We start from the raw sequence: 7,295 nt of genomic DNA, 5'->3' as shown, positions 1-7,295 counted from the left end.
GCGGCGCGGCGCTCGCCGAGATTCAGGAGCGCATAGCCCTTCAGCAGCGCGAGATCGCGGCGCGTGACCCCGGTCAGCCGTTCATGTGCCTCGAAAAAGGCGATGGCGCGGGCGAAGTCGCCACGCCCGTAGGCCCGCACGCCGCGCTGATTGAGGATCTGCCCCTCGATCTCGATCCGCTGGGTCTGGCGGAGCGGCGCCGCGGCAGCGATCCGCGCGGCCTGTTCCGTCATGTCGAGCTGCAACATCGCCAGCAGCAGCCCGTAGCTCGCGTCGGTGCGGAGGTCGGCGGTCGGGGCCCGCTCGGCCGCTTGCCGGAACGCGGCGATGGCTTCCATCGGGCGGTCGGCATTATAGGCGCACCAGCCGCGCTGGTAGATCACCCGGATGTTCGACGATCCGGCAGAGAGGGCGAGGCATTGCGTCCAGGCCCCCCTCTCGGCCGCAGCCTCGACCCCGGTCAGGCTACCGTTTCCGGCACGCGACGCGCCTGTCGCTGCCATTGCCTCCGGTGCGGTTGTCCGGCGCGCGGGCGCCGGCCTGCGCTGCAGCGTCTCGGGCCGGTCGACCGGCCGCAGGCTCGTCTCCAGCCCGGTGCCGCCGGCGGTCGGGCGCTGCGCCCCGGTCGCCGTGCCGTCGAGATCGATCCTCCGCTCGCCGTTGCCCCAGCGCGGTTCGGCCTGACGGCCGGCGCGCAGCCGGTCCTCGGTCCGGCGCAGGCGTGCCGTCGCTTCCGGCGCCTGCGCCTGCGCGATGTCGGAGAACTCGGCCAGTTCCGACAGGGTGGCGACGGCCTCGGCCTTTTCCAGCGTGGCGACGAGAATGTCGGGCGCCGTGCATGTCCGCAGGACGGACCGGTAGATCGACAGGGCGCGCTCGGTTTCGCCCAGCGACAGATGCATCTGTGCCAGCTCCCAGGCGTTGTTCGCCCGCTCGCAGGACAGGAGCGCCGGGACCCCGCGCGCGATCCCGATGGCGGTCTCGGCCCGGCCGGCGGCCACCGCCGCGTCGAATTCGCTCTGCGCCTCCGACAGGCTCAGCAGCGTGAGCATGTCGGCCGGCGGCGACCAGTCGGGGAAGGCCCGATCCGTCTCGTCGATCAGCCGGCGGGCGCCCTCATAGTCGCCGTCCGCGATCAGAGCATAGATGCGGTCGATCGAGTCCGGCCCGGCCGGGCCGGACAGGTCGTCGAGATCCTCGGGCGGCGTCCAGTCCGGGAAGGCCCGTTGCAGGCGCCGCAGCTCGGAGGTCACCGCCTCCTCGTTGTCCTGCTCGAGATAGAAGCGCAGCGCCTGAAGGTCGCTTTCGGACGGCTCCTGCGCGGCGGTGCCCACGGCACCGAGCGACAGGACCAGGGCGAACATGGCGGCGCGCAGGCCGGGGGTCAAATCGGCAGGCATGCGGGCAACGTCCGGATCTGGGCCATCATGACGAACATGTGCAGGGTCGAGGGGTAATACGGTTGAGCGGGGCTGTAGGGCGGGATCGACGCACCAGGACCGCCCGCCGCGGCGCAGTGCGACAAGGCCGCCACCGCGCGGTAACCGGGATCGCCGCTGGTCTCCAGCACCGCGCCCGTCCCCGCGTCGAGGACCGTCGCGGACAGCCCCTGCGGCGCGCGTGCCATCGCGTCGGCGGCGCGCGCCAGCGCCGGATGCCCGTGCTCGCCCGACCACGCGAGGAACAGCGGCACGCGCACCGCCTCGTAACCCGCGTCGTGCGAGAAGCCGGACGGCGCCCGCCGTCCCTCGGGCGTCAGTTCGAGCCAGTCGGGAACGAGGGCCTCCTGCGCGATCTCCGACATCAGCGACAGGCCCGACGTGGCCGCGCGATCGAGCTCGGGCTGCCCGGTGGTTGCCGCCACCTCGCGCATTGCGAGCGGCATCATGTAGGACGGGTTCACGATCACGCCGTCGGACGTGGCAAAGCCCTCGGCCGCCGGCAGCAGTATGGGCAGACCCGGGCGATCGGGGCGCGAGGCGACGCAGCTGCGCACGAGGTCGGACGCCACCGCCGCCGCGCGGTCGCGCCATGCAGCTTGGCCGAAACGCTCGGCGCCGCGCAGCAGCGCCCAGGCATGGAAGAGATCGCCGTCGCTGGCATTGTTGAGGTCCGGCACCCGTTCCGGCACGTCGGGGAGCCAGCGCCAGGCAAGGAGCGCATCGCCCCTGATGGCGAGGTTTTCCTGCGTCCAGGCGGCCATGCGGCGAAAGGCGTCTTCGTCGCCCACCTCGGCGGCAAGCCACATGCCGTAGCTCTGCCCTTCCGAGTGGCTTGCCTCCCTTTGAAGCTCGTCCACAACCCGGCCGCTGAAGTCGAGATGTGCGTCGCGCCACGCCGTCCAGAGCGGCCAGAGCGGGTGCTCCGCCCCGGAGGGCTGGGCCAAGACAGGCCCGGCGGTCGCCGCAGCCGCGGCAATTCCCAGAAAGTGCCGCCGTCTCATTCGCCGTGCCTCCGTGTCAGAACGAGGATTGCCATGGCCACGAGGGCCGAGAGGACAGTGACCACGAGGATCGCTGCGACATAGCCGAGCGGCGCAAGGGTGGCGTGGTTCCCCATGACCGCCCTGAGATTGGACAGCGTGAGTGGCTCGTGCAACTGCAGCGGACGGTCAGCGGCAGTCCAGCTGACCCATCCCGTCGCCTCCCCGTAGAGCGCGACCTGCCCGGACGGGCCGTCGCGGCTGTCGCGAATTCCGGCGAGCACGCGGGCGATCTCGTCCGGCCGGGCGGAGCGCCCGAGGATCAGCCAGATATCGCCGGGCCGGTCCGGGTCCGGCTGCAACAGGGCTGCCTGCGCCTCGCGCTGCGTCAGCCACTCGCCCAGTTCGGCCGTCTCGCCGAACGCCAGCCGGGTCAGCGCGTCCGCCAACCGCGCGGGAAGCGCCGCGATCTCGCCGGGCGTCGGCAGGCCGAACCAGCCGCCCTCCCCGGTCACATCGTCCCAGGGCTCCGCGGCCGGCATCGGCGCGTCCGACCCGTCCGAGACCCCGTCGAGCGCCGCGTTCAGCGCGCGCAGGTTGTCGCGCACCAGCGGTGCCTCGATGCCGGAGAGGTCGCGCTGCGTGCCGACCGTCAGCCGTACCCGGGGCCGTGCATCGCCCGGCGCGGTCCCGCCCGGCGCAGCGAGCGCGGCCGCGACCTGGGGCAGCAACCCGGGCGGCAGGCTGCCGGACGCCGCTTCGCTGGGCGCGATATCGACGCCTGCAAGCGCGGAGAGGGACAGGCCGAGCGACGGCAGCGACATCCGCGGCGAGGCGGGCACGAAGAGCCGGCTGCCCCCGGAGATTTCAAGCACCGGACCGTCGAGCGGTGCACAGGCTTCGTCCGGCGGATCGCCGGGGATCAGCGCCTCGAAGTCCAGCCGGTTGACCCCCGGTTCCAGCAGCCGTGCCCCGAAGGAGATCGGCAGCGTCGGCTGGGCGCGCCCGCCGTCGCGGTCCAGCGGCAGAAGACGGACGGTCGTGCCATTTACCTTGACCAGAAGCAGCGCGCCCTCCGGCAGCCCCTCGGCGAAGCGGTAGTCGAGATCGAGCCGCGCCTTCTGCGAGGCCAGCAGCAGCCAGTCCCACGGCAGGCGGAAGTCGACCGGAATGCGGATGTAGCGCCCTTCGCCCACCAGACGCCCGGCGCCTAGGTCCGAGAGCGCCTGGGCGCGGCCCGGCGTGGCGACCGTAAGGCCGGCCTGGTCCGGTCCGCCCGCGGCATCGGCCAGACCGGCGCTGACCTGCGCATAGTCCGTGCCCTGTTCCAGCAGCAGCACGAGCGCCCCGTCGCCGCCCCGCGCGAACCGCGGCGTGTCCGGCCCCCGGCCCGGCGGCAGCGCCGTGATGCGCGCAAGGTCGGGCGGTCCGGCCGACTGGCGCCAGTAGCCGACGCTCTCGACGGCCGGCGGCGTGCCGCCCAGCGCCCTCGCGACCTCGGCGATGAAGGGCGCCGCCTCGACCAGCGAGGCCTGCGGGTCTGGCCGCTTGATGGGAATCGGCGCGCCACGTGCGGCCTGCGCCGAGATCGCGGCCAGGAACCCGTCGGCGTCGGTGCCGAAACTCTCTGCGGGCAGTCTCACACCGCTCGCTCGCGGGTCGATCTCGGTCCAGAGGGCGAAGGCGGCGTCGGGCCCGCAGGCGACGCGGTGCGTATGGCGGGCGATGATCGTCACCTCGTTCCGTCCGGCGCGCAGCCCCCCCTCCGGTACCGCGAGGGTATCGCGCGCGAAGCCCTCGAAGTTGTCCGGGGACAGGGTGCCGAGGTCGGTGCCGTTGACCCTGACCGTGAGCCGCGACCGCTCGGGCAGCGCATCTATGCCCGAGCGGTGCACGAGCGCCAGCTCCGTCGCCCCCGGCGCAGACGGCAGGTAGAGGACGAAGCCGGCCGTCGCCGTCTCGCCGGCCAGCCTGCGGATCGGGCCGCTCTCGATACGCGGTTCGGCGGCCCGGAGCGGGACCAGCTGCGCCTGTTGCTCGGGTGCCGGCGTGTCGGCCGAGGGGTCCTGCGTGCGCCCGCGATCCGTGGGATCGCGCGGCACGACGCTGCGGGGCGGTGCATCCTCGGGTGGCGCGGGCGCCTGGTCGTCGGGCGGGTCGAGGGGGATGATCTGCGCGTGCACCGGGCCGGCGAGGGCCACCACGAGCGCCACGGCGAGCGTGCGCCCGAAAGGTGGCAGGCGGCGCATCACCTCGGGTGCTCCTCGTCGAGGATGAAGTCGAGACCCTCTCGGCCCGACCTCCCGGCGCGCGGCGCGGTGGCGGAGGGCACCGCGAAGTCCGCCCCGAAGGCCAGAAGATGCACCGGAACTGCCTCGTCCCGACGTTCGATCGCGGCGCGGCGGCGGCGTGCCGGTTCGCGGATGAAATCGGCGACGGTGCGGGGAATCGAGGACAGGCTGAGCCAGAGTGCGAAGAGAAGCCCGGACACGAGGCCCCGCGCGCGTGTCCGGTCCTCGCGCAGGTGACGCCACGCCTCGCTGTCGGAGAAGATGAGATAGGCCACCGCCTCGCGCGTGGACATCGGCTGATCCGGCAGCAGATGGATCCCCGCGGCAGGGCCTTCGGTGCTGCGGGCGACGGCCATTACCTCCGCAGCGATCTCGCGCTCAAGGTCCGGGGCCTCGGGAAAGTGCGGTCGGAAGACGACCCGCGCGCCCGGCCCGAGGGCCGAAAGCCGTGCCTCGGCCGGCGTCCCGTGCGGTGCCGTCATGAACTGAAGCCGCGCGCCGCTGGTCGAGGCGTCGGTGACGACCGCTTCGAGCTCCGGCCCCATGTCCGTGTCGTCGGGCAACCACGCGGACGCCGGCACCCGTGTGCTCACCCGCGGCGCGCTGCGGCGCTGCCGCTTTTCCGACACGGCGCGGAGGGCCAGCGCGGCGAGCAGGAAGTTGAACAGCGCCCAGCCGCCCACGACCTCCACCACCGTGCGGTCGCCGGGAAAGGCGATCCAGCGCGCGACCGCGACGGCGAGCCCGACGCCCAGCAACACGGTCAGCAACAGCAGCGGCCGGTAGATGGGCGAGATGTAATCCTCGCTCAGCGTCTCGTCCTTCGCGGTCACGGCGAACGTCGCGGCGCGCGGGCGGCGGATCGTCCTGAAGATCTGCGTGGCGAGATAGGGTGCCTGTGCCACCTCGTAGACCTCGGAGATCAGCGGCCAGCGGGTGCGTGCGAAAAGCGCGTTCTGCACCATGAAACTGACCAGGAGGTAGCTGAGCATGTAGGCCAGCACCTCCTCGCCCGTGGCGACGAAGATCTCGAGCCCGAAGAAGAGGTAGAACAGCGGGATGATCAGAAAGCTGAGCCGCACGAGGGGAAACAGCCAGAAGCTCATCGAGTTCAGGTAGCACAGCCGTTGCAGCACCGAGAGGCCGGACCGGAAGATCGGGTTCTTGAGCAGCAGTATCTGGATCATGCCGGTGGCCCAGCGCCCGCGCTGCTGGATGAACGAGGCGAAGGTCTCGGGCTGCAGTCCCGCGATCATCGCGCGGTTCAGATACAGGCTCTCCCACCCCCGGGAATGGATGTCGAGCGCGGTCTCGGCATCCTCGGTGATCGTCTCTCCGGAAAAGCCGCCGACCTCGTCGAGCGCGGCGCGCCGCAGAACGGCAGCGGAGCCGCAGAAGAAGGCGCCGCGCCAGCGGTCGAGGCCGCGGTGAATCTGGGCGTAGAACATCTCGTTCTCCGCCGGGCAGGCATCGGACAGGCCCAGATTGCGCTGGATCGGGTCGCGACTGATGAAGAAATGCGGCGTCTGGACCAGGAAAAGGCGCGGGGTCTCGACGAAATAGCCCACCGTCCGGGCAAGAAAGTCGCAGCTCGGCACGTGGTCTGCGTCGAACACCACCACGAGATCGCCATCGATCTTTTCCAGAGCGGCGCTCATGTTGCCGGCCTTGGCGCGCTCGTTCCGCGCGCGGGTGGTGTACATGACGCCCAGTTCGGCGCACATCGCCTGAAGCTCGGCCCGCCGCGCGCGCGAAGCTTCCGCGATCTTGGGGTCCGAATGCGCGCAGCGCTGGTCGGTGCCGCCGTCGTCGCAGAGCACCACGCGGAGTTTGTCGCGCGGGTAATAGATGTTCCTCGCCGCGGCGAGCGTGACGCTCAGCATCTCGGGCGGCTCGTTGTAGGAGGGCACCAGCACGTCCACCGTGGGCAGATCCGCCGCACGCACCCGGCGCGGCAGCGCCCGCTCCGTCGGGTCAGAGTTGATGAAGGCCGTCAGCAGGAAGACCGCGATGGCATAGGTTTCGACGGTCAGCAGCAGGAGCGCCGCGGCGAAGGAGGCCGGGGCGTCCGGTGACGGCAACGTCTCCAGCACCCGCCAGATCCAGTAGCGCAGGATCAGCACGCTCGCCACCGCCAGCAGAAGCACCCGGGGCACGAGGTGGCGTCTGGCGAAGGGCTTGAGCAGCGCGACCGCGACCACCGCCGCGATCCCCAGAAGCCCCTGTACCGCCGTCGAGGTGGGCGTGCTGGCCAGCACGAGAATGGGCACCAGCAGCCCGATCCAGAGCACCCCCAGCGCCCGGGCCGAGAGCGGTGTGCGCTTGCGGCTCATGAGGCCGGCGCCGCCAGCGGCGACAGGGTGCGCACGGGGGCGCCGCGTGCCATGCCCTCGGGTGCGGGAAACCCGACGCTCCGGGCGCCTGCGGGCTCAAGTGCCGCGCCCACGTCGCCGCGCACGCAGTTGCGCATCACCATGTCGAGGGCGACTGCGCGCCCCGGCAGCAGCCGGTCGCCGACATCGAGCCGGCGTATCGCCAGAACGCAGGTCGTGCCCGCGCCGCTTGCCCATTCGGCCCAGGTC

Annotated in this window: 4 protein-coding genes and 1 pseudogene; all 5 read right to left on the bottom strand. The window is 71.9% G+C overall.

Annotated elements, in window-relative coordinates; translation table 11 throughout:
- Positions 1-1,400: hypothetical protein (locus tag ACESL7_RS10730; RefSeq protein ID WP_372893319.1), on the bottom strand; the 1,400-nt coding region annotated here is incomplete at its 3' end.
- Entirely contained in the window at positions 1,385-2,443 is a 1,059-nt protein-coding gene (locus tag ACESL7_RS10725; protein WP_372893318.1) for a family 8 glycosyl hydrolase, read from the bottom strand. The genes ACESL7_RS10725 and ACESL7_RS10730, both read right to left, overlap by 16 nt.
- Entirely contained in the window at positions 2,440-4,671 is a 2,232-nt protein-coding gene (locus ACESL7_RS10720) for a cellulose biosynthesis cyclic di-GMP-binding regulatory protein BcsB (RefSeq protein ID WP_372893317.1), read from the bottom strand. Before ACESL7_RS10720 ends, ACESL7_RS10725 begins: the two co-directional genes overlap by 4 nt.
- Positions 4,671-7,046 carry a UDP-forming cellulose synthase catalytic subunit gene (bcsA, locus tag ACESL7_RS10715; RefSeq protein ID WP_372893316.1) on the bottom strand — a complete coding sequence of 792 codons (2,376 nt, stop codon included), beginning with the start codon at positions 7,044-7,046 and terminating at the stop codon, positions 4,671-4,673. Before bcsA ends, ACESL7_RS10720 begins: the two co-directional genes overlap by 1 nt.
- Positions 7,043-7,295 (bottom strand): annotated as a pseudogene (locus tag ACESL7_RS10710) (hypothetical protein); the annotation flags it as partial. The pseudogene ACESL7_RS10710 and the gene bcsA, both read right to left, overlap by 4 nt.

It is taken from the genome of Rhodosalinus sp., assembly GCF_041685465.1.
Taxonomy (GTDB): Bacteria; Pseudomonadota; Alphaproteobacteria; order Rhodobacterales; family Rhodobacteraceae; genus Rhodosalinus.
The sequence above is the reverse complement of the archived record's forward strand: the minus strand, read 5'-3'. Positions and strand labels throughout refer to the sequence as shown.